A 21,093-nucleotide genomic window follows, 5' to 3' on the forward strand; every position below is an offset into this window, starting at 1 on the left:
TTTTGTATGGGTTAATGAAAATTTTCATTATGGCTTATACAGTAGTTTCAGTATTTCCGGTGACTGTAGATACAGAGGAAATTAAAAAAGATTTAAAAGAAAACGGTTTCAATGAAGCCAATATTATTGTTTCAAAATCAAGCGTAGAAAGTGGCTTGTCAACGGATCATTATCAGGAAGATGAACAGACGAAAGGCTTTTTCGAATACACTTTTGCTCACGATGCAGAAATGTTAGATGCTTACCGTAAGCACAGCATCGGACGAAATAATGTCGTTGTTTATGCAGATAATCTCGAGCAGGCAGCCACCGCAAAATCCATTTTAAATAAAAACGGTGCGTTAGAAGTTTTTAAAAAGCCTTCAGAAGATCAAAAAGATATTCCTGAAGGAATGACAGAAGAAGAATACAACGGAATCATCGCCAAAGCGAGACATAACATTTATTTCCTCGGTTCGGAAAGAGTATATCATTCAAATGAAGTGAGAGGAATGGATGATGATATGGATAGTCTCGGTTCAAAAGATTAATCAATTTCCAATAATAAATAAGCCTGTCGGAGTTTTTCGGCAGGCTTTATTTTGTTTATATTTTCATGTAATTCTTTAATTTAGATTGTGTCTAAAGAAAATTATTTTATATTTGCATCTGAAAATCAAGTTTAACCATTAAAAAACGAAGCAAAATGTTCAGATTTACTCAGAATTCTTCAGTAGGATTACCGCTTATGGTGGTAAGGCTTCGTGGTTTGGTACATTCTTAGAATAACAGTATATGAAATATCAAAACCCGAAGTCGCAAGATTTCGGGTTTTTTATTGCGCAATATTCAAACTCAAACAGTTTCCCCGAAATCGATTTATAAAATTCAGGAACTTTCCGAATAGCAGACAATTTTTTATTTGAAGCTATTTCCGGCTTTCCGCTATTACTCCTCGCTCGCCTTTCAGGCTCGCTGCGGGGTAGCCGCTGCAATCCGGGCTAGGAAAGTATCCGCTCTGTCATTCTGAAAGTAGCGAAGCGAATTGAAGAATCTCAATATTAAGATAGATTCTTTAAACCGTGTTCACAGACGTTTCAGTTTGTGTCAGGAATGGCAAACCAACCAACTAATATTTAGTTGAAAAGAATGTATGTGATGTATTAAAGTCTAATTTCTAATATCTCACATCTAAAGTCTAAAACGAAAACAATGGGAAATTTAAAACTAAAAGGAAAAGATATATTAAAAATAGGATATCCGAATAATCAGAGTGTAAACATCGCTTTGGAAGTTATGAAGAGAAATTTTGCAACAAAAAATATTCATCATGTGAAATCTCTTTTAAAGGAAATCCTGCAAAATCCGGAACAATTTGAAAAAGATTTAACCTTCGGACAAATTGCGGAAGCATTACTCTCATCAAAGAAAACGGAAAAAAGAATGCTGAATACCAGCCGCGCCTCTTTTCAGATCTTCGGAAGTCATATTTCCGATGAAGCAAAAAGCCAGCTGTACACCGCATTGAAACTTCCAATTTCAACACAGGGAGCTTTAATGCCGGATGCACATAGCGGCTACGGCCTTCCGATCGGTGGAGCTCTGGCGGTAGAAAATGCCGTAATTCCTTATGGGGTAGGCATGGATATTGGCTGTAGAATGAGCCTCAGCATTTTGGATACGCCGGTTTCATATCTCGCCGGGGCCAAAGATAAGTACGAAAAAGCGCTTGCAGAACATACGAAATTCGGGATGTATGAAACGCACAAATCTCACGTCGAACATGAAATTTTTGACAGGGATACATTCGACATGATCCCGATCCTCAGAAGGTTAAAAGGAAAAGCCATCAAACAGATGGGAACTTCCGGAGGCGGGAATCATTTCGTAGAATTCGGAGAAGTGGAAATCACGGAAGAAGATGAGCAGATCGGCCTTCCGAAAGGTAAATATCTCGGAATCCTTTCGCACAGCGGTTCTCGCGGATTAGGGGCAGAAATTGCCCAGTATTATTCCAGGGTGGCTACGGAACAATGTCCACTGCCAAAAGAAGCACAAAATTTCGCCTGGCTGGATTTGAATACGCATCTGGGATTAGAATATTGGACTGCAATGAATCTTGCCGGAGATTACGCATCAGCCTGTCATGACGATATCCACAGAAGATTAGTGAAAGCGGTAGGAGGAAGAGTGAAGGCGAAAATTGAAAACCATCACAATTTCGCATGGAAAGAAATCCACAACGGAAAAGAAGTGATCATTCACCGGAAAGGAGCGACGCCTGCTCATGAAAACGAGCTGGGAATGATTCCTGGTTCTATGACCGCCAAAGGTTTCATTGTGCGTGGTAAAGGTAATCCGGATTCCCTGAATTCCGCCTCACACGGCGCAGGAAGAGAACATTCGCGGGGAGCATGCAGAAGCCTTTTTACGCAGAATGACATTAAGAAAGAACTGAAACTTAAAAATGTCACCCTTATTGGCGGAAATGCAGAAGAAGCTCCGATGGCATACAAAGACATCAACGAAGTCATGAATGCACAAAGTGAACTGGTCGATATTCTGGGAACTTTTCAGCCGAGAATTGTGCGGATGGATAAATAAAAAGTTGTTAGTTTTTGGTTGATTGGTGTTAGAATTTTTAGCACGATCAACTAAAAACCATCAACTGACAACAAATCAAACAACAATGGACAAACTTATACAAATCACCTCAGGAAGGGGGCCTTTAGAATGCCAATGGGTAGTGGCAAAAGTGCTGAAGGTTTTCCTTGAGGAAGCAAAAAATAACAACATCGATTACGAGATCATTCACCGGGAGAATGGGGATGAAAATCTTACATTGAAATCTGTAACCCTGCTTTTAAAAGCAAAAGAACTGACGGGTTTTTTAGAAAGCTGGTTGGGAAGTATTTGCTGGACAGGCAAAAGTACATTCCGCAAACTGCACAAAAGAAGCAACTGGTTTATCGGAGTTTTTGAACTGGAAGGTCTGGAGAAAATCAGTTTTAATGAAAAAGATATTCAGTTTCAGACGACCAGAAGCCAGGGCAGCGGCGGACAGAACGTCAATAAAGTAAATACGGCTGTCCGTGCAACCCATATCCCGACGGGACAAAGTGTTTTTGTACAGGACTCCCGCTCACAACTGGAAAATAAAAAGTTTTCCATTGCCCGACTGAAAGAAAAAGTATTGGAGCAGAACATCATTCAGCTTCAGAATAGAATGCAGGAAACATGGAATAATCATTTGCAGGTGCAAAGAGGAAATCCGGTTCGTACATTTTCCGGAACGGATTTTAAAAAGAATTATCAGGAAAGATCTTTCAAAAAGCAAAGAAATCAACTGAAGAAAGAATTAAAAAATTACAACAATGACCTTAACTAAAAATAAATACTACTTTGAGGCTTTAGACAATTATCCATATAGCTTGCCGGATTGCCTGGAAGCACTGAATTATGCTTTATCCTATGATCCCGAAGATGCAGACAGTCTCTGCCTGATGGGGAGAATCTACAGTGAGATGCTGAACGATTACGAAAAAGCAAAACTGTATTTCGAAGAAGCCATGCAGTGTGATGTGACCAATCTGAATACGCCGCAGTATTACATTAGATGCCTTCTCGACAATGAAGATTTCCGTGAAGCTGATAAGCTGATCGCGTATTCTTTAAAAATCAAAGGAATTGATAAAGCGACATTATGGCTGCACAGATCGCTGCTTTCCGAGAAAAGAGGAAGTTTTGCCAATGCCGTAAAATTTTTGGATGAAGCTGAAAAATATTGCTTTACCGAATACAGTTTGAATCTGGTGAAAGACCGCAGGAAATTCATAAAATCAAAAATGCCAAAGAAAAGCAAGATGAAAAAGAAGAAGGAGACTAATTAAGGTCTCCTTTTTTGTATAAGAATCTTCTGAGAAACCTATTTTTTATTTGCAGAAATCAGATAGTCATAGACCATTTGGTGCTGGTCTTCACTCAGCTTGGCTTTAGGAGCCATTCTGCTCAGTGTTTTCAGCCATCCCTGATCATCGTGTTTTGCAGGATCCGGAAGCTTGTGGCATCTGTTGCATGAGTTTTCGAAGATTGTTTTCCCCTGTGCCAGCTGCTCAGATGAGGTGTACTTCGGCCCTGTTACCGCCATGCTTTTTGGTCCGCACGATACTAACAATGATGCAGAACCGAGAATCATACCCAAAATCAATTTTTTCATACTAATATTTTTGAAGAGATTATTTTTTCGCAGAAACGATATAATCATACACCCACTGATGTTGCTCATCCGTAAGCTTGGCTTTAGGAGCCATTCTGTTCATAACCCCAACCCATTGTACCGAAGTATGGGAAGCCGGATCCGGAAGTTTATGACATCTTCCGCAAGAGTTTTCGAAAATTGTCTTTCCCTGTGCGATTTGTTCTGCAGTAGAAGTTGCAGCTGCGGGAGCAGTTGCTGTAGAAGCTTTTGGTGTACAAGATGCCAGTAAAACAGCAGTAAAGGATGCTACAGCGATTATTTTTTTCATGTTTACATTATTTGATTAAAACAAATGTAGGAAATTCCCCTTCTTATTGATGAGACGGAGGATAATTTAGAAATAATAAAAATTAGAAGATGTCATCAATGATATTCTTAAAGCTTTAAAGTTAATTATTAAAAAAGGTGCGCATCTTTTTTAGCAAACCTGCGCATCTCTTGACCAACTCTTAAGCAAGAGTTGAATGATTTGTGCTTAGGAGTTGCTAAACTCCTAAGCAAGAGTTGTGAAAGTCTTAGGCAAGAGTTACGCAGAGGTTTGTGGCTTTCCTGATTTTTTTAGAGAGATGACTACTAAAGTTTATCCTTTCAATTCCTGAAATTCAAAGATAAAGCAGGGGATGTGTTAATTTTAAATGAAAGTTATTTTCACAAAAATATCAGGTGAGACCAATTGGCTATTGATCGTTCACACTTTAATCCTTATTTTTGAATGAATGAAATTTTCTACAGAAGAGCTAATAGAAGGAATACAGTCAGGCAACAAACGCCTGATTGCAAAAGCCATTACATTAGTTGAAAGTAAAAAGGCTGAGCACCGTCAGCAGGCTGAAGAATTGTTGAAAGGGATCATGTCTTTTACAGGAAATTCGATCAGAGTGGGTGTAACAGGCGTTCCGGGTGCGGGAAAATCAACTTTTATTGAAAATTTTGGGAGGCTTGCGATTGCCAACGGCAAAAAGGTGGCTGTTCTCGCGATTGATCCAAGTTCAGCGATCAATAAAGGAAGTATTCTCGGGGACAAAACCAGAATGGAAGAGCTTGCCAAAGAAGAAAATGCTTTTATCCGGCCTTCCCCAAGTTCAGGATTTCTGGGAGGTGTTGCCAATACGACTTTTGAAACAATGATGATCTGTGAAGCGGCAGGATACGATTATATTTTAATTGAAACCGTTGGAGTAGGGCAATCTGAAGTTCTGGTGGCTGATATTACCGATGTTTTTTTGTTTTTAAAAATTATCGGAGGTGGTGATGAACTGCAGGGAATCAAGCGCGGAATCATGGAGATGGTAGACGTGATCTTCATTAATAAGGTTGATAAAGACAATCTCCAGAAAGCGAAGAATACAAGGCTTGAACTGAAAAGAGCTTTAGATTTTATTCCTCCTAAAGAAAAAGGCTGGAAAGTTCCGGTTTTATTGGGGTCTGCCTTAAGCAATGAAGGCCTTGATGAGGTTTTTGAAAGAATAAATGAATTTATTTCCCTAAAAAAGAAATCCGGCAGATTTTCTGAAGTTAGGAATCAGCAGGCTGAAAAACGTTTCGAGTACTGGGTTCAGGAATATATTCTATCGGCGATGAAGAAGAATAATTCTCTGGAAGAAGCTTATATTCAACATAAAAAAAATGCTTCAGCACTGGTTTCCAATCCAAGTACCGAAGCAAAATTATTTGTAGACAAGTTTTTATCTGAAGACTAAAGTTAAGGCTGTACTTTCTGCTCTTCATTCTTTGTAATGTATCCGTCATAGGAAATCGGCTGTCTGTCATTGCTTCTTATCGATGTGAAAGCTCTGCCTGATTTCGTAATCTCCATAATAATCTCATCAGCTCTGTTTGTATCGTTTAGCTTTATTCTTACAGTCCAGGTTCCTTTTTTGTTCTGGCTTTTGTTTACTGTGAAATCGTTTGATGTAAATCTATAACTGTTTTGAGAATTATCGCCGTAGCTGGGATTAAATACTCTTCCGAAATAAGGCAATACCACTTCCAGTTTATCCGGCCTTACATCAACACTGTAATTGCTTCCCGAAAGGTCGAGTATTCTCGTCGCAGGGGCATTCGGCATTGAAGTCATGACGTTGATGACATCATAATTCGTAGGGTTTGCCCTTTGTGCATGAAAAGAAAAGTCCTGAGAATTGATTAGTGCCGTAACTGCCTGCGGATCCATATTACTCTGGGATGAGCAGTTTTCAAAAAACATCAGAAAACTGAATATGCATATTATTGAAATTAACTTTTTCATAATTAAATATATATTGCTAAATTAAACATCAAATTGTATGCAAATATAAGATCTGAAATTTATTTTGGAATAAAAATTGTAAAGGTTGAACTAATAACACTCGAACTATGAAATTTACACATTTATTAGGAATTGGAGCTATGGCTCTTACCCTTGCAGCTTGTACTACCAATCCGATCACGGGAAGGTCTTCTTTACAGTTGGCAAACAATTCGGAAATCCTGACGATGTCGGCTCAGGAATACAAATCAACATTAGGGAAATCTAAGGTAATCACAGGAACAGCAGACGCAAAAAAAGTGGTAAATGTAGGATCGAGAATAAAATCTGCTGCTGAAAGATATTATCAGTCGATTGGCCGTTCTGCAGACCTTGCCAATTACAGTTGGGAATTTAATCTTATACAAAGTAATGAGCTTAATGCCTGGTGTATGCCTGGCGGAAAAGTAGCTGTCTATACGGGGATTTTACCTATTACAAAAAATGAAAATGGACTTGCCGTTGTGTTGGGACACGAAGTATCTCATGCTCTTGCAGGACATGGTAATGAAAGAATTTCACAAGCTATGGTAGCACAATACGGCGGAGCAATCTTAGGAGGAACCATATCAAACGCTCAGTGGGCAAACGTATTTGAAGCCGTGTATCCTATCGGTTCTCAGGTCGCATTATTGAAATACGGGAGAAATCAGGAATCTGAAGCAGATCAGATGGGGCTTTACTTGATGGGAATGGCTGGATATGATCCGAGAGAAGCAATTCCTTTCTGGGGAAGAATGGAAGCAGCATCCAAAGGAGCAAGACAACCGGAATTCTTATCTACTCACCCGAATCCTGAGACAAGAATTTCAGACATTAACAAAGACTTGCCAAAAGCTTTAGAGTATTACAAAGCAGCAGGTGGGAAAATATAATATTTATACTACAAAATAATTTAATCTTGAGTAAAGGCCTTATTGAATTTTCATTAAATTTAGTAAGGCTTTAAATTTTAAACTTAATATAATACTATGAAAAATTTAACAGTAATAGGACTTATTCTTTTAGCGTTATCGATACTTCTGTTTTATCTGACGGCTAATAATTTCACAATTAATGATTTGGGAATGCCTCACATCATGGGGATTTTAGGAGGTATCGGAATTGGTTTAATTATCGGAGGAATGGTGGGATATGTAAGCAAAGGAAGTGCTATAAAAGCTGAGCAAAAAAGAAAAGAATTTAAACAGCTTCAGTATGAAAAAGAAGAGCTTGAGAAAAAAGCAGCAGACATAGCAAGACGTGAAGCTGAGCTTGATATGAGAAATCAAAATCCTCAGCTCTAGAGAGAACTGAGGATTTATTATATTTTTAAATTTAATTTAAAACTTATATCCTACACCTACCATAAACAGGTTGGGTCTGTTGTCATAGCGAATTTCTTCACTCGTGTTTCTGTTGATAAATTCTCGGGAATCTTTACTGAATGCTCCTTCATATCTTGCATTTAAGATCAATTTTGAGATTTCTACCTGAGCACCGAACTGGTATCCTACGGTAAAATTATCTCTTGCATTTTCTTTAAAATCGTTGAAAGTGTCTTCCTTGGCTAAGTTGTAGCTCGCCACCGGACCTACAAAAACGCCCAGGGTATTTCCTAAAATGTTGTATCCTAAAAGAACGGGAAGATCAATTCTACTGCTTTTAATGTCAAAAGTTGTATTGGCTGTAGTGAATTCATTTTTAAAATTGGTATAATACAATTCCGGCATCAGATAAAATGAAGTAGGCAATCCTACTTTTAAAGACAAACCTACGTTAAATCCCGCATTGTTCTTGCCCTCTCCTTCAATCGCCTGGTTTACGGTTCCTTTAATATTCTGCCACGAAGGAGATCCTGTAGGGAATATTATATTTGCTTTTCCTGCCAGAGAAATCTGTGCAGAAGCCAGCATGGAAAAACCTATTAATGCTATACTAAGAATCTTTTTCATTATCTTCAATTTTTGTAATGGTATTATCAATGGTTTTGTTATTTTCAAGCATATATTCTCTCAGCTCTTTAAATAACTCTGATGAATAAACGAAATCAATAAGATTTTTATTGCCTGCTGTGATCAGGATATCTTTGTTGCCTTCCCACTCTTTAATTCCTAATCTCAGATATACAATTTTCTCGCCAATCGTCATTACAGAATTCATATCGTGGGTATTGATGATGGTTGTCGTGTTGTATTCTTTTGTGATTTCCAGTAACAGATCATCAATTACATTAGAGGTATAAGGATCCAGCCCGGAATTCGGCTCATCACAGAAAAGATATTTAGGATTGTTGACAATTGCTCTTGCAATCGCCACACGCTTTTGCATTCCCCCTGAGATTTCAGATGGAAATTTTTTATTGGCTTTATCGAGATGCACTCTTCCGATTACTTCAAAAACACGTCTTTTCTTTTCTCTGAATGTTAAATTAGTAAACATATCCAGCGGGAACATGATATTTTCTTCAACAGTTAAAGAATCAAACAAAGCACCTCCCTGGAAAACCGTTCCGATTTCTGAGCGCAGATGCTGCTTATCATCTCTTGACATAACGTTGATGTCTTTACCTTCAAACAGGATTTCACCTGAAGTAGGTTGATAAACATTAAGCAGACTTTTCAGGAAAACCGTTTTTCCGGAGCCACTTTGCCCGATGATCAGATTTACTTTCCCTTTATCAAAACAAGTTGAAATTCCTTTAAGTACCTCAACCTGGTCAAAACTTTTTTTAAGATCTTTTACCTCAATCATTAGCTTAATATTAATTGGGTTAATAGTAATTCTGAAAGGATAATGAATACCATCGTCCAAACTACCGCCTGAGTACTTGCTCTACCCACTTCCAGTGAACCGCCTTTTACATTGTATCCATAATAAGAAGGTACTGTTGCTATAATAAAAGCAAAAACAATTGTTTTGGTAAATGCATAATAAATAAACAGGTTTGGCATATACATCTGGATTCCCACAATATAATCATTGGTCGTCCAGTTTCCGGTGAGAATCCCGGCGATATAGCCTCCTCCAATTCCGAATACAATGCTTATTGCAATTAATAAAGGATTAAATATAACACAGGCAACGATTTTCGGCAAAATCAAAAAGTTAGGAGAATTTACTCCCATGATATCAAGGGCATCGATTTGCTCAGAAACCCTCATCGTTCCTATACTTGATGCTATATAAGATCCTACTTTCCCTGCCAGAATAAGACTGATGATGGTAGGTGAAAATTCCAGTACCAAAACTGCTTTTGTAGCATAACCAACAAAAGAAGGCGGAATAGGAAATGAAGAGGCATCAAAGTTATTGAACATCTGGATAGCGACTACGGCTCCTACGAATATAGAAGTAAAGATGACGAGCCCAAATGAATTAACACCCAAATCATTGATCTCTCTCATGAGAAGTTTCCAGAAAACCTTCATTTTCTGTGGCTTCTGCATAGATTTACCGAGAAGGATGATGTATTCTCCGACTGCTGTAAAAAACTTTTTTAACATTCTGCTAAATTAGACTTTTTTTTATTTAATTCATTAAAGATTGAAACCAGATCCAGGCTCTGTTCACGATCACATTTAGTATATCATAATGTAGACCAAAATATTTACTTTGCATTTTTATCTCCACCGATTACCAGGAAAACAGTTTTTAAAATAATGACCATATCCAGTGTAAAACTCCAGTTTCTTACATAGAAAGAATCTGCAAGGACTCTTTTATTCATTTCAACTTCCACATCGCCCGCGTCACCACGCAGTCCGTTTACCTGGGCAAGTCCCGTAATTCCGGGGTTTACCATGCTTCTCAGGCTATATCTTCCTATTTTAGGCTTGTAATAATTGTCTACTGCCAGCATATGAGGTCGTGGTCCTACAATTGACATCTCGCCTTTTAACACATTAATAAACTGTGGCATCTCATCAAGACTTGTTTTTCTTAAAAATTTCCCGAAGCGGGTAATTCGTACGTCATTCTCCTCAGTTGTTTTTGTTGAAGACTCGTCATTAACAATCATTGTCCGGAATTTAATGCATTTAAAAACTTCTTCGTGAAAACCATATCGCTCCTGAATAAAAAATACAGGTCCTTTTGAGGAAATTCTAATTAAAACAGCAATGACAGGAAACAGCCATGAACAGATCCCGATGATGACGACAACGGAAAATACAATATCAAAAGCTCTTTTCAGTAAATAATTGGAGTAAAAATCCAGCGGATATTTTGCCTGATTAAGAACCGGCTGTGTCTGAATGTACCCTAAATCATAGAGGAAAAAGTCGCTTTGAGTGATGCTTGGGATTAGTGAAATGTGTACTTTATGGGCTTCTGCCAATTTGAAAATCTCTTTTTCGGTACCGGGGCTGTACGTATTTTCTATAGGGATAAAGAGTGTGTGAATTCCGTTCTTTTGCCAGAATTCTATCAGCTCATCCGTTTTTATTTCTGTATGCTTGTATTCAAAAATTTTATATCCGTAATCTTTTCTTTCCTTTAAAATGTTTTTTAAAACTTCCGTAGAGCTGTTTTCATTTAAAAACATGATATTCCGGTGATTGATTCCCAGACTTCTGACGTATTTTATGCCAAAGAATATCAATGATTTAACAAAGAAAATGAAGAAGAATAAATAGAATGAAAGCCAGTAAATATCTGAGTTGAAAAAAACATTATAGCTGACTTTTCCAATCAGCAGAACGCCCAGAATAAACAGTAAAAAATGAATCAGCAGGCGTTCCAGAAACAAGGTATAGGTGAGATTCCTGGGAATATTATAAATTCTTGTTCTGCTACTCAGAAGCATCCAGAACAAAAACAATAACATCAGGGAAAACGAATTCTGATACCATATCTCCGGGCTTTGTTTAAGATTCTGATTCCTCGTTATATAAAAGAACATGAAGATAGATGCAATAACCAAAAGGTCAAGCAAAGCGATGATCGATTTCAGGTATCTGGAGTATCGGATTCTCTGCATCTATGATAATAACGGATACGAAAAGCTAATTTACATATTTTTACGGGATATTCAGATATTTGTGTGTCTGAACTGATGCTCTCCATTCCGGATGTTCTAAAATGAAGTCTGTGATTTTCGGATACATCTCATCACGCTTACTCCATTCACTCTGAAGATATAATGTACAGCTATCCGATACCTTAGCTGCCTGTTCCTGTGCAAATTTCAAATCATTATTATTAAATACAATGACCTTAAGTTCATGCGCTTTCTGATAAATTTCTTCTTTTGGCAGTCCTGTTTTTTTAGGAGAAAGTGTAATCCAGTCGATCTGCCCGCTAAGCGGATAAGCTCCTGAGGTTTCTATATGAATAGTACAGCCCAGCTCTTTTAATCTTGATGTTAAAATATCAAGATTCCACATCAGGGGTTCGCCGCCTGTTAAAACTATTGTTTTGCAGTATTTTGCCGCTGTTTCTGCAATTTCTTCCGCATTCATTAAAGGATGCAGATTCGGATCCCAGCTTTCTTTTACATCGCACCAGTGGCATCCGACATCGCATCCGCCCAATCTGATGAAATAAGCTGCTTTTCCGGTGTGCGCTCCTTCTCCCTGAAGAGTGTAAAAATGCTCCATTACAGGGAGCATTTTACCTTCTTTTAATAAAATATCTTCTTCTATTTTCATTTTAAATTTAGTCATTATAGACCGAAGTCTTATAGGCAATGATGGTATTTTTCATCAACATCGCTCTTGTCATGGGGCCCACACCTCCGGGAACAGGCGTGATCCAGCTAGCTTTTGCAGCACAGCTGTCAAAATCTACATCACCTGCCAGATAATATCCTTTCGGAGAGTCATCGTCTACTCTTGTAATGCCTACGTCAACGATCACTGCTCCTTCTTTGATCATATCTCCTTTCAGGAAATGAGGGTCACCTAAAGCCGTGATTACAATGTCTGCTTTTTTAGTATATTCTTCAATATCTTTGGTATAAGAGTGTGTAAGAGTAACGGTTGAATTTCCGGGGAAATCTTTTCTTCCCATCAGAATACTCATCGGTCTTCCGACGATTTTACTTCTTCCGATGATTACACAGTCTTTCCCTTTTGTTTCAATATTGTATCTTTCCAGTAATGTTAAAATTCCAAATGGTGTTGCCGGCAGGAACGTGTCCATTTCCAGTGCCATTCTTCCGAAATTTTCCGGGTGGAAGCCGTCAACATCTTTTCTTGGATCAATAGCATTGATGATTTTTTCCTGATCGATCTGATCGGGTAAAGGAAGCTGAACGATAAATCCGTCAACGGCTTTAGACTTATTTAATTCATCAATTTTTTCCAATAATTCGGACTCAGAAACCGTACTTGGAAATTTAATTAAGCTTGATTGAAAGCCAACTTCTTCGCAGTCTTTTACTTTTGAATTGACATACGCTTTGCTTGCTCCATTGTTTCCTACAAGAATGGCTACCAGATGCGGCGCTCTTCTTTTACCTGCAACGATCTTTTCAACTTCAGCCTTGATTTCCTGTTTTATTTCTTTGGATATTTTTAATCCGTCAAGAATTTCTGCCATTTTTATTTATTACTTTTATTATTAGATTTTTAAGGATATTTTTCCGGGGTCTGATGAGTGCAGAAAACGGATAGGATGTATATCATTTTTTCGTTTTCATTTACTTCGTAGAAAATGATATAAGGGAATTTTTTTACGGGGAAAGCTCGTACAGATTTAAACCTTTTCTGAAAATAGGGATTGGTGATAATCCTGCTTATAGAAAGATCCAACTGTTTGTTAAAATCCTTCAGAACTTTCAGTGAAATTTTAGCATAATAGTCTGTTGCTTCTTCGATATTCTCTTCAGCAATAGGCAAAAATTTAAAATTAAAGTCCATACTTGGCTCTAATTCTTTTTAATGATTCCCAACCATCTACAGCTGTAGATCTGTCCTGTTTCAACGCCTCATCAATCACTCGTTTCATTTCATCTGTCAGCTCAAAATCATCTTCGTTTTTCTCAAAGTTGATTTTCATTCTTTTTAAAAGATTCTCCATTAAAGTTTCCTCTTCTTTATCTTTGAGATGTATCGTAATGGTACTCATATCTTTATTTTTAATCAAAATTAATGAAAATCTGTAATAGTTATCTGTTGGCTTTATAATAATTAATCAATCCGTTTGTTGAAGTATCGTGAGAGCTAATGTTCTCATTATTTTCAAGTTCCGGTAAAATTTTATTGGCTAAAACTTTTCCTAATTCCACACCAAACTGGTCGAAGCTGAAAATGTTCCAAATTACACCCTGAACGAAAATTTTATGCTCATACAACGCAATTAATTGTCCTAGTGAAAAAGGAGTTAATTCATTGAATAATATAGAGTTGGTTGGTGTATTTCCCTGGAAGACTTTATAATTTAATAAAAATTCAATTTCCTCGTCAGATTTTCCGGAAGTTCTTAATTCTGCTTCTACTTCTTGCTCTGTTTTTCCGAACGCAAGTGCCTCGGTCTGAGCGAAAAAGTTCGCTAATAATTTATCTTGATGATCAGAAACTTTATTTGGACTTTTTGCATAGGCAATAAAATCTGCAGGAATCAATTCTGTTCCCTGATGAATTAATTGGTAGAAAGCATGCTGTCCATTAGTTCCCGGCTCTCCCCAGATAATTGGTCCTGTCTCATATTCTACAAATTCACCGTTTCTATCGACACATTTTCCGTTACTTTCCATATCTCCCTGCTGAAAATATGCCGGAAATCTATCTAAATATTGAGAATATGGAAGGATTGCGACTGTTGTAGCGGCATAAAAATTACGATACCAAATTCCGATTAATCCCATTAAAACAGGAATATTTTCACCAAAATCTGCTGTTTGAAAATGCTGGTCTGTATCGTAAGCTCCTCTTAATAATTGTTCAAAATTTTCATATCCTACAGCAAGAACAATACTTAAGCCGATTGCACTCCAAAGCGAATATCTTCCGCCAACCCAATCCCAGAATTCAAAGATATTCTCTTCCGCGATTCCGAAGTCTTTAACGGCTTGAATATTAGTCGATAAAGCGACAAAATGTTTTGCTACATCTTCCTGTTTTCCAGCTTTTAAGAACCAATCTTTTGCTGAATTTGCATTGGTCATGGTCTCCTGTGTCGTAAATGTTTTGGAAGCCACAATAAATAAAGTGGTTTCAGGATTTAAATTCTTTACAACTTCTGCAATATGATTTCCGTCTACATTGGAAACAAAATGAACGTTTAACCTTGTTTTAAAATGCTTCAAGGCAGAAACTACCATAACAGGACCCAAATCTGAACCTCCGATTCCGATGTTCACAACGTCAGTAATTTCTTTGCCGCTGAAACCTTTGTGAGTTCCTGAAATAATACTTTCCGAGAAAGATTTCATGTGATCCAAAACCCTTTTGATCTGAGGTTTGATGTTTTCTCCGTCTACTATAATTTCTCTATCGGAAAAATCCCTCAAAGCTGTATGCAGAACTGCTCTTCCTTCTGTTTCGTTGATTTTATCACCGGAGAACATTTTGGAAATAGCATCTTTCAATTCGCATTCTTCCGCAAGATTTAATAAAAGATTCTTTACTTTAGAATCCATTAAGTTTTTAGAATAATCAAATAAAAAATTAGTTCTTTTAACAGAAAATTCATTAAAACGATTTTCATTATCCTTAAAAAGGCTTCTTAAATCAAAATCATTATTAGTAAATTCTTCGTCGAGCGCTTTCCAGCTGTTGGTTTGGGTAGGATTTATTTTTGATAGCATATATTTAGAATTAAGGTTTTAAGACAGGAAATTCAGCATCGATGATCGCTAAATCTCCGTAATAGATTGTTGATTTGCAAATTTACGGAATTTTACTCCAATGATGTTAATGGATGATTAAAAATGAGATGACAAGTTCGCGTTACGTGTAAAATCATTATTTTTAAAATTAAATTTTAATCGACACAATGATCAACAGACGGGAATTTATAAAAAAGTCAGGAATAGGATTCGGTTTTCTTGCCATACCAACATCTGCAAAATTTTTAATCATAAACGATTATATTTCCAAAAGACCCAATCCGGATCAAAGGAAGTTTACCTCCGAAGCCGTTGAGAAAACAATTAAAACCATAAAAAAAACAATTGCTGATGAAGAATTGGGCTGGATGTTCGAAAACTGCTTTCCCAATACATTAGATACAACTGTAAAATTTTATCATAAAAACAATAAACCTCACACCTATGTCATTACAGGAGATATTGATGCGATGTGGCTTCGGGATTCTTCGGCGCAGGTTTATCCTTATTTGAGTCTTGTCAACGAAGATGAAAAACTGAAACAACTGCTGAAAGGAGTCATCAATAAACAGATTGAATGTGTTCTTCTTGATCCTTATGCCAATGCATTTTTCGATGATGCCCATAAAATAAGTGAATGGAAAGAAGATCTCACCGATATGAAACCGGGAATTCATGAACGGAAATGGGAAGTGGATTCTTTATGCTACGTCATGCGTTTGTCTTACAATTACTGGAAAGCAACCGGAGATTCTTCTGTTTTTGATTCAGATTGGAAGAAGGCGATGCGCCTGATTTTACAGACCTTTAAAGATCAGCAGCGAAAAGATTCAAAAGGGCCATATAAATTTCAGCGTGCAAATGGAAACCCTTTGGATACGCAATATGCCGGTGGCTACGGAAATCCGACAAAGAAAGTCGGACTGATTCATTCTATGTTCAGGCCTTCCGACGATGCTACTTTCTACCCGCTTTTAGTTTCTTCGAATATGTTTGCAGTGGTTTCTTTACGTGAAACTGCTGAAATTTTTTCTAAAGTTTTAAAAGATGAAAATTCTTCCGCTCAATTCGAAACCTTAGCCGCTGAAGTGGATGAAGCGATTCGGAAATATGCTATTCTCAATCATCCTGAAGCCGGAAAAATTTATGCTCTGGAAATTGATGGTTTCGGAAATGCTTTATTTATGGATGACGCGAATGTTCCGAATTTGTTGTCGATTCCTTATTTAGGCTACGCTTCAAAAGATGATGATATTTACCGAAATACAAGAAAATTTTCTTTAAGTAAGACAAATCCGTGGTTCAGTGAAGGAAAATTTGCTAAAGGAATCGGCGGGCCGCACATCGGAGAACATAAAATCTGGCCGCTCGGTTTAATTATGCAGGCTTTAACGACCGATGACGATGACGAAATTGTTTCCTGTTTAAAAATGCTTAAAGTCACTCATGCCGGAACAGGATTTATTCATGAATCTTTTGATGTCGACAATCCCAAAGATTTTACAAGATCGTGGTTTGCATGGGCTAATACGCTTTTCGGTGAACTTATTCTCCATCTTCATAAAACAAAACCTGAAATTTTAAAGAGAAAATTTTAAGCATAAAACCTCCGGACTTTTCCAGAGGTTTTAAGTTGAAATATATATTGATAACCCGAAGGTTATGATAGCTTATATTTCAGTGGTCGGCTGTCGCTTTTTGGTAGGTTTTCTTTTTCTTACAACATAAACGATTACCGCTCCGATTAATATAATTGGCCAAATAGTAATCAATCCGACTACAATTTTTTGTATTAAGTAAAAGCCTTCCACGAATGCTGATTTTGCGCCATATACAAAATCAAACTTATATTGATCATCAATGCTCTTGGTGTTGGTAATAGCGATTGTGGCAACTCTTACTTTAGGTTCTTTAATGTAAATATCGACGGTACTATATTTTAAATTATCGGTTACATCCATGTTTGCCAGTTGCTGTTGATTGGCTTCCGCCATATTTTCATTGCCCATATTGACTTTATCTTTATTGGTCTTCAGTTTGTCAATATTTTCTTCAGTTTTTTTAATTCTTTTTCCTTCCAGCTCAGCATATTTTATCCCTGAAGTCACATCTTCTGCATGAATGGATCTTGAATTAAGAAATAGCTTTTTGTCATTTATTAAAGTTAGTAATTCACCAAGCTTAGCAGTCGGAACTCTTACCTGCATCATGTTTTCTGATTGATATTTTTTGATCAGCATGGCTTCCTTATCCGACGTATTATAGGTGTCTTCGGAAATAACATTGCTTTTCAGATCACTATGTGTTACAAATCCTCCAAGTTCCTGTACCGATTTTTCAATGGAAATAGTCGCGTTATAAACATCTTTTACTTCCATATTTACATTAGCGGTTTTAATGAACTGTTTGTCTTTTACGCTCATCGTTGCTGCAGATGAAATACTGTCTGAAACAATTGCAGCTGTAGAATCTGCACTCGTGCTAGCATCATAATCTGCCGTTGTTTCTCCTTTTTTACATGAATAAATTCCAAGTAAAAGTGCGCTTGCTAATGATAGTCTGATGTACGTTGTTTTCATAGATTTATTTTTTTAATGTTTTGCTTAATCCAAAGTTCAGGCGGAATCATTTGTAATATTTGAAAATCACACGTAAAAGCCTTGTAAATAAATATATAATAATTAAATGTCTTTAAATCAGGTATTTGTAAATTAATCTGTCTGTATTAATACCACGTCGGATTGATTTTTGCTGATGTTTTACAAATTAAATTTCAAATAATATGTCTAATACCTTTTCTAAAATCCGAAACGCTATAGAATTATTCAGATCCATTGATTTTGATCAGCTGAGTACTATTTCCCAAAAAGTAAATCTTCCCAAATTAATGGAGAACTTTTCTAAGCTGGATGATAAGCAATTGAAAGGCATGATGAAAATGCTTGATCCTGATAAAAAAAAGAAAGATCTTCCGCCGATCGACGGAGATTTTTACGATATCTATCATACCTTAAGCCCGGAGCAAAGGGAAATTCAGCTTAAAGTAAGAGACTTCATGGAAAAAGAAGTGAAACCTCTGGTGAACCATTACTGGCTGAGAGACGAATTTCCGCATGAATTAATTCCTAAATTTCAGAAGCTGAATATTTGTGGTGTTACTTATGAAGGTTACGGTTGTCCGGGAATGCCTTTTTTGATGGAAGGTGTTTTGGCTATGGAAATGGCGAGGGTTGATGCTTCTATCGCGACTTTCTTTGGGGTGCAGTCCGGGCTTTCCATGGGTTCGATTTATATCTGCGGATCTGAAGAGCAAAAACAGAAATGGCTTCCTCAGATGCAAAAGTTTGAGAAAATCGGTGCATTTGGCTTAACGGAACCTGAAGTGGGTTCCGGAGCAGCAGGCGGATTAACGGTAACCTGTAAAAAAACTCCCGACGGATGGATTTTAAACGGACAAAAAAAATGGATAGGAAACGCAACATTTGCGGATATCATTATCATCTGGGCAAGAGATTTAGGTGACGGAGAAGTAAAAGGTTTCATCGTTGAAAAAGATAATCCCGGTTATTCCGTGGAGAAAATTAAAGGAAAAATGGCTTTAAGAATTGTTCAGAACGGATTGATTACTTTAAAAGACTGCTTAATAACGGAAGAAAACCGTCTGCAAAATGCCAACTCATTTAAAGACACGGCAAAAGTTTTGAGAATGACGAGGGCCGGCGTTGCGTGGATGGCAACAGGTTGTGCAAGAGGTGCGTATGAAAGTGCATTAGACTACACCCGGAAAAGAGAACAGTTCGGGAAGCCGATTGCTTCTTTCCAGATGATTCAGGGGCATCTGGTGGAAATGCTGTCGAATTTAACGGCGATGCAGACGATGGTTTTCAGACTTTCAGAAATGCAGGATGAAGGAATTTTAAAAGATGAACATGCTTCTTTGGCTAAAGTTTTTTGTACCATGAGGACAAGGGATATTGTTTCCAGAGCCCGCGAAGTTATGGGCGGAAACGGAATCCTCCTTGAATACGACGTGGCTCGATTTGTTGCCGACGCCGAAGCGATTTATTCCTATGAAGGAACAAAAGAAATCAATTCACTGATTGTCGGAAGATCGATTACCGGTTTCAGTGCATTTGTTTAATATTCAATGGTCAATTGTGAATTTTGCTTCGCAAGTGGATTTTTAAAATTGACAAGCAAAGCGAATTGACAATTGACCATTCACATTTTTATCAGCTCACCAGATGTCTGTATTTTTCTCTGTTGTCGATAATCATCCAGAGATTAATCAGGAACATTACTCCGGCAATTGCCATTCCCATTTCTGATTTATCCAGTGTGAATACGTGTGCTACAATTCCTACCATGACAGGCAAAATAACAATGGCTCCCAATGCTCTTGTTTTTGGAAAGATAAAAAGTATGCCTCCAATTATTTCAACAATTCCTACAAGAGGCATCAGCCAGCCAATCTCGCCGAAGGCACTGAAGATTTTCATTTGCTCGGGAGTAGGCTTTTCCATTGGCATGTAATTAAAAAACTTGTTTAATCCGGCATTAATAAACATTAAGCCAAAAAGGAGAGACAGAATAAATTTAACAGCTTTCATAAAAATTATTTTTTATTAAAGTTAAATAAAAATATAATCCGCTGATTCAAAAGGGAATAAAAATTAATCAATCCATTTCCTTCAAAGTAATATTTTTAGAAATTTTGTAGGTTTTTTTCTTTTTATTGATTTTTTCTTCTTCGCCAAGTAATTTTCCCCAAGGTTTTAATCCTTCAACTCTTTCAAAAATAATTTTAATAATAGCAATAGCCGGAATACACAGAAACATACCTGCTATCCCCCAAAGATGTTCCCCAACCAGAATTCCGATAAAGGAAAACAAAGCGTTGATTTTCACTTTCGATCCTACTACAAAAGGAAGTATAATATTTCCGTCGATAGCATGCACAATCACATATCCTATTGCTACATAAATACATGTGGATGGAGTAGTGGTTGCAAAGGCAATGAAACATGAAATAAGAAGCGAAATAAAAACACCTATGTAAGGAATTACATTTAATAAACCGGTGAGAACGCCCAACAATATGGCATATTTTACTCCCAGAATGGTAAGAAGTATAGTTGTAAGTACAGAAACAATAATAATCTGAAGACACAGGCCTATGATGTATCTTTTTGTCATTATTCTGACTTCTGAAACTACTTCCTGAACACTGCTTTTGTGCTTTTCGGTAAAAACATTGACGATGAAATTATTTAAAATTCTTCTATAATTTAAAATAAATATAAAAAATAGGATGAAAAATGCCAAAAAACCTAACCCACTGGAGAAAATCCCGAAAGTAAATCCTAAGATAATTCCGGTAGAGGATAAGAGTTTCTTTAATCCCTCATCCAAATAGGTAAACTGCTCATCAATTTTTACATTGAATGTTTTAGAAACCCATCTTTGCAGATCATGAAAAACATTGGTTGCCTGTTCGGTAAGCTGGGGAATGTCTCTGCTAAAGCTGGAAATCTGGGAACCAAAGAAAAAAATGAGTCCTGTAATAACAATCAGCAAAATCATTACCGAGAAAATAGTAGAAAATGATCTGGGGAATTTTAATTTCTGTTCCAGAAAATTGGCAAGTGGTAAGAATATCATAGCCATAAGAAATGCCAGGAAAAAAGGTGCCAAAATGCTTTGTCCAAGAGCCAGAAGATATCCGATACCAATGATGGAAATTACAACCAGCGTAAGCTTTACAAGAAAAGGAAGTCGAAGAAAATTCATAATTTCAAAACTGTTGTATAAAAATAA

The 21,093-nt window shown here is 37.1% G+C and carries 24 protein-coding genes; 9 read left to right on the top strand and 15 right to left on the bottom strand.

Annotation, left to right across the window (positions count from 1 at the left end; genetic code table 11):
- Window positions 1-29 precede the first annotated feature (29 nt).
- The 4 genes from ACWNCI_RS15595 to ACWNCI_RS15610 all read left to right on the top strand — a co-directional run bounded on the left by ACWNCI_RS15595 (window position 30) and on the right by ACWNCI_RS15610 (window position 3,869).
- A complete protein-coding gene (locus tag ACWNCI_RS15595) occupies window positions 30-530 on the top strand; it encodes a hypothetical protein (RefSeq protein ID WP_449389005.1) in 501 nt (166 codons plus the stop codon).
- Between the two features lie 661 nt (window positions 531-1,191).
- Window positions 1,192-2,583, top strand: coding sequence for an RtcB family protein (locus tag ACWNCI_RS15600; RefSeq protein WP_449389006.1), 1,392 nt, complete (start codon window positions 1,192-1,194; stop codon window positions 2,581-2,583).
- 85 nt (window positions 2,584-2,668) lie between these two features.
- Window positions 2,669-3,367: a peptide chain release factor H gene (gene prfH, locus ACWNCI_RS15605; RefSeq protein ID WP_449389007.1), complete on the top strand. Its 699-nt coding sequence runs from the start codon at window positions 2,669-2,671 to the stop codon at window positions 3,365-3,367.
- The gene (locus ACWNCI_RS15610; RefSeq protein ID WP_449389008.1) at window positions 3,354-3,869 is read left to right on the top strand and encodes a tetratricopeptide repeat protein; all 516 of its coding nucleotides are present in this window, start codon (window positions 3,354-3,356) and stop codon (window positions 3,867-3,869) included. The genes prfH and ACWNCI_RS15610 overlap by 14 nt, the downstream gene beginning before the upstream one ends.
- Before the next feature lie 35 nt (window positions 3,870-3,904).
- Here the strand turns inward: ACWNCI_RS15610 and ACWNCI_RS15615 are convergent, their stop codons facing one another.
- The gene (locus ACWNCI_RS15615; RefSeq protein WP_346983478.1) at window positions 3,905-4,195 is read right to left on the bottom strand and encodes a cytochrome C; all 291 of its coding nucleotides are present in this window, start codon (window positions 4,193-4,195) and stop codon (window positions 3,905-3,907) included.
- A gap of 19 nt (window positions 4,196-4,214) precedes the next feature.
- Window positions 4,215-4,505, bottom strand: a complete 291-nt coding sequence (locus tag ACWNCI_RS15620; protein ID WP_042722567.1) for a c-type cytochrome — start codon at window positions 4,503-4,505, stop codon at window positions 4,215-4,217.
- Window positions 4,506-4,953: 448 nt separating this feature from the next.
- Between ACWNCI_RS15620 and meaB the strand changes: the two genes are divergently transcribed.
- Window positions 4,954-5,937, top strand: coding sequence for a methylmalonyl Co-A mutase-associated GTPase MeaB (meaB, locus tag ACWNCI_RS15625; RefSeq protein ID WP_449389009.1), 984 nt, complete (start codon window positions 4,954-4,956; stop codon window positions 5,935-5,937).
- Window positions 5,938-5,939: 2 nt separating this feature from the next.
- Here the strand turns inward: meaB and ACWNCI_RS15630 are convergent, their stop codons facing one another.
- Window positions 5,940-6,485, bottom strand: a complete 546-nt coding sequence (locus ACWNCI_RS15630) for a DUF4251 domain-containing protein (RefSeq protein WP_449389010.1) — start codon at window positions 6,483-6,485, stop codon at window positions 5,940-5,942.
- Window positions 6,486-6,592: 107 nt separating this feature from the next.
- Between ACWNCI_RS15630 and ACWNCI_RS15635 the strand changes: the two genes are divergently transcribed.
- Both ACWNCI_RS15635 and ACWNCI_RS15640 read left to right on the top strand, forming a co-directional pair.
- Window positions 6,593-7,399 carry a M48 family metalloprotease gene (locus ACWNCI_RS15635; RefSeq protein WP_449389011.1) on the top strand — a complete coding sequence of 269 codons (807 nt, stop codon included), beginning with the start codon at window positions 6,593-6,595 and terminating at the stop codon, window positions 7,397-7,399.
- 96 nt (window positions 7,400-7,495) lie between these two features.
- Entirely contained in the window at window positions 7,496-7,810 is a 315-nt protein-coding gene (locus ACWNCI_RS15640) for a hypothetical protein (RefSeq protein ID WP_346983475.1), read from the top strand.
- A 36-nt stretch (window positions 7,811-7,846) separates the two neighbouring features.
- Here the strand turns inward: ACWNCI_RS15640 and ACWNCI_RS15645 are convergent, their stop codons facing one another.
- From ACWNCI_RS15645 to pgi, 9 genes are all read right to left on the bottom strand, one after another.
- On the bottom strand, window positions 7,847-8,458 hold the full coding sequence (locus ACWNCI_RS15645) for an outer membrane beta-barrel protein (protein ID WP_346983474.1): 612 nt from the start codon (window positions 8,456-8,458) through the stop codon (window positions 7,847-7,849).
- Complete coding sequence (locus ACWNCI_RS15650) at window positions 8,442-9,257, bottom strand: ABC transporter ATP-binding protein (protein ID WP_449389012.1); 816 nt, start codon at window positions 9,255-9,257, stop codon at window positions 8,442-8,444. The genes ACWNCI_RS15645 and ACWNCI_RS15650 overlap by 17 nt, the downstream gene beginning before the upstream one ends.
- A complete protein-coding gene (locus ACWNCI_RS15655) occupies window positions 9,257-10,009 on the bottom strand; it encodes an MlaE family ABC transporter permease (protein ID WP_346983473.1) in 753 nt (250 codons plus the stop codon). Before ACWNCI_RS15655 ends, ACWNCI_RS15650 begins: the two co-directional genes overlap by 1 nt.
- A 104-nt stretch (window positions 10,010-10,113) precedes the next feature.
- Window positions 10,114-11,484 (bottom strand): exopolysaccharide biosynthesis polyprenyl glycosylphosphotransferase, encoded by a 1,371-nt coding sequence (locus tag ACWNCI_RS15660; protein WP_449389013.1) that lies wholly within the window; start codon window positions 11,482-11,484, stop codon window positions 10,114-10,116.
- Window positions 11,485-11,524: 40 nt separating this feature from the next.
- Window positions 11,525-12,154 (bottom strand): 7-carboxy-7-deazaguanine synthase QueE, encoded by a 630-nt coding sequence (locus tag ACWNCI_RS15665; RefSeq protein ID WP_449389014.1) that lies wholly within the window; start codon window positions 12,152-12,154, stop codon window positions 11,525-11,527.
- A gap of 7 nt (window positions 12,155-12,161) precedes the next feature.
- Window positions 12,162-13,046 carry a bifunctional 5,10-methylenetetrahydrofolate dehydrogenase/5,10-methenyltetrahydrofolate cyclohydrolase gene (locus ACWNCI_RS15670; RefSeq protein WP_089856500.1) on the bottom strand — a complete coding sequence of 295 codons (885 nt, stop codon included), beginning with the start codon at window positions 13,044-13,046 and terminating at the stop codon, window positions 12,162-12,164.
- Between the two features lie 29 nt (window positions 13,047-13,075).
- Window positions 13,076-13,366: a type II toxin-antitoxin system RelE/ParE family toxin gene (locus ACWNCI_RS15675; protein ID WP_449389015.1), complete on the bottom strand. Its 291-nt coding sequence runs from the start codon at window positions 13,364-13,366 to the stop codon at window positions 13,076-13,078.
- The gene (locus ACWNCI_RS15680; RefSeq protein ID WP_449389016.1) at window positions 13,356-13,574 is read right to left on the bottom strand and encodes a hypothetical protein; all 219 of its coding nucleotides are present in this window, start codon (window positions 13,572-13,574) and stop codon (window positions 13,356-13,358) included. Before ACWNCI_RS15680 ends, ACWNCI_RS15675 begins: the two co-directional genes overlap by 11 nt.
- Window positions 13,575-13,614: 40 nt before the next feature.
- Window positions 13,615-15,255 carry a glucose-6-phosphate isomerase gene (gene pgi / locus ACWNCI_RS15685; protein ID WP_449389017.1) on the bottom strand — a complete coding sequence of 547 codons (1,641 nt, stop codon included), beginning with the start codon at window positions 15,253-15,255 and terminating at the stop codon, window positions 13,615-13,617.
- Between the two features lie 191 nt (window positions 15,256-15,446).
- Here pgi and ACWNCI_RS15690 point away from each other — a divergent pair, with 191 nt between their 5' ends.
- Window positions 15,447-16,874 (top strand): glycoside hydrolase family 125 protein, encoded by a 1,428-nt coding sequence (locus ACWNCI_RS15690; RefSeq protein ID WP_449389503.1) that lies wholly within the window; start codon window positions 15,447-15,449, stop codon window positions 16,872-16,874.
- A gap of 72 nt (window positions 16,875-16,946) precedes the next feature.
- Here ACWNCI_RS15690 and ACWNCI_RS15695 read toward each other — a convergent pair whose 3' ends face one another.
- Entirely contained in the window at window positions 16,947-17,855 is a 909-nt protein-coding gene (locus ACWNCI_RS15695; RefSeq protein ID WP_449389018.1) for a DUF4349 domain-containing protein, read from the bottom strand.
- A gap of 203 nt (window positions 17,856-18,058) precedes the next feature.
- On the opposite strand from ACWNCI_RS15695, the gene ACWNCI_RS15700 reads away from it, so the two are divergent.
- Entirely contained in the window at window positions 18,059-19,417 is a 1,359-nt protein-coding gene (locus ACWNCI_RS15700) for an acyl-CoA dehydrogenase family protein (protein WP_449389019.1), read from the top strand.
- Between the two features lie 91 nt (window positions 19,418-19,508).
- Here ACWNCI_RS15700 and ACWNCI_RS15705 read toward each other — a convergent pair whose 3' ends face one another.
- Window positions 19,509-19,886, bottom strand: a complete 378-nt coding sequence (locus ACWNCI_RS15705; RefSeq protein WP_449389020.1) for a DoxX family protein — start codon at window positions 19,884-19,886, stop codon at window positions 19,509-19,511.
- 67 nt (window positions 19,887-19,953) lie between these two features.
- The gene (locus ACWNCI_RS15710; protein ID WP_346983464.1) at window positions 19,954-21,066 is read right to left on the bottom strand and encodes an AI-2E family transporter; all 1,113 of its coding nucleotides are present in this window, start codon (window positions 21,064-21,066) and stop codon (window positions 19,954-19,956) included.
- Window positions 21,067-21,093: the final 27 nt, after the last annotated feature.

This window comes from Chryseobacterium lineare (assembly GCF_977014045.1).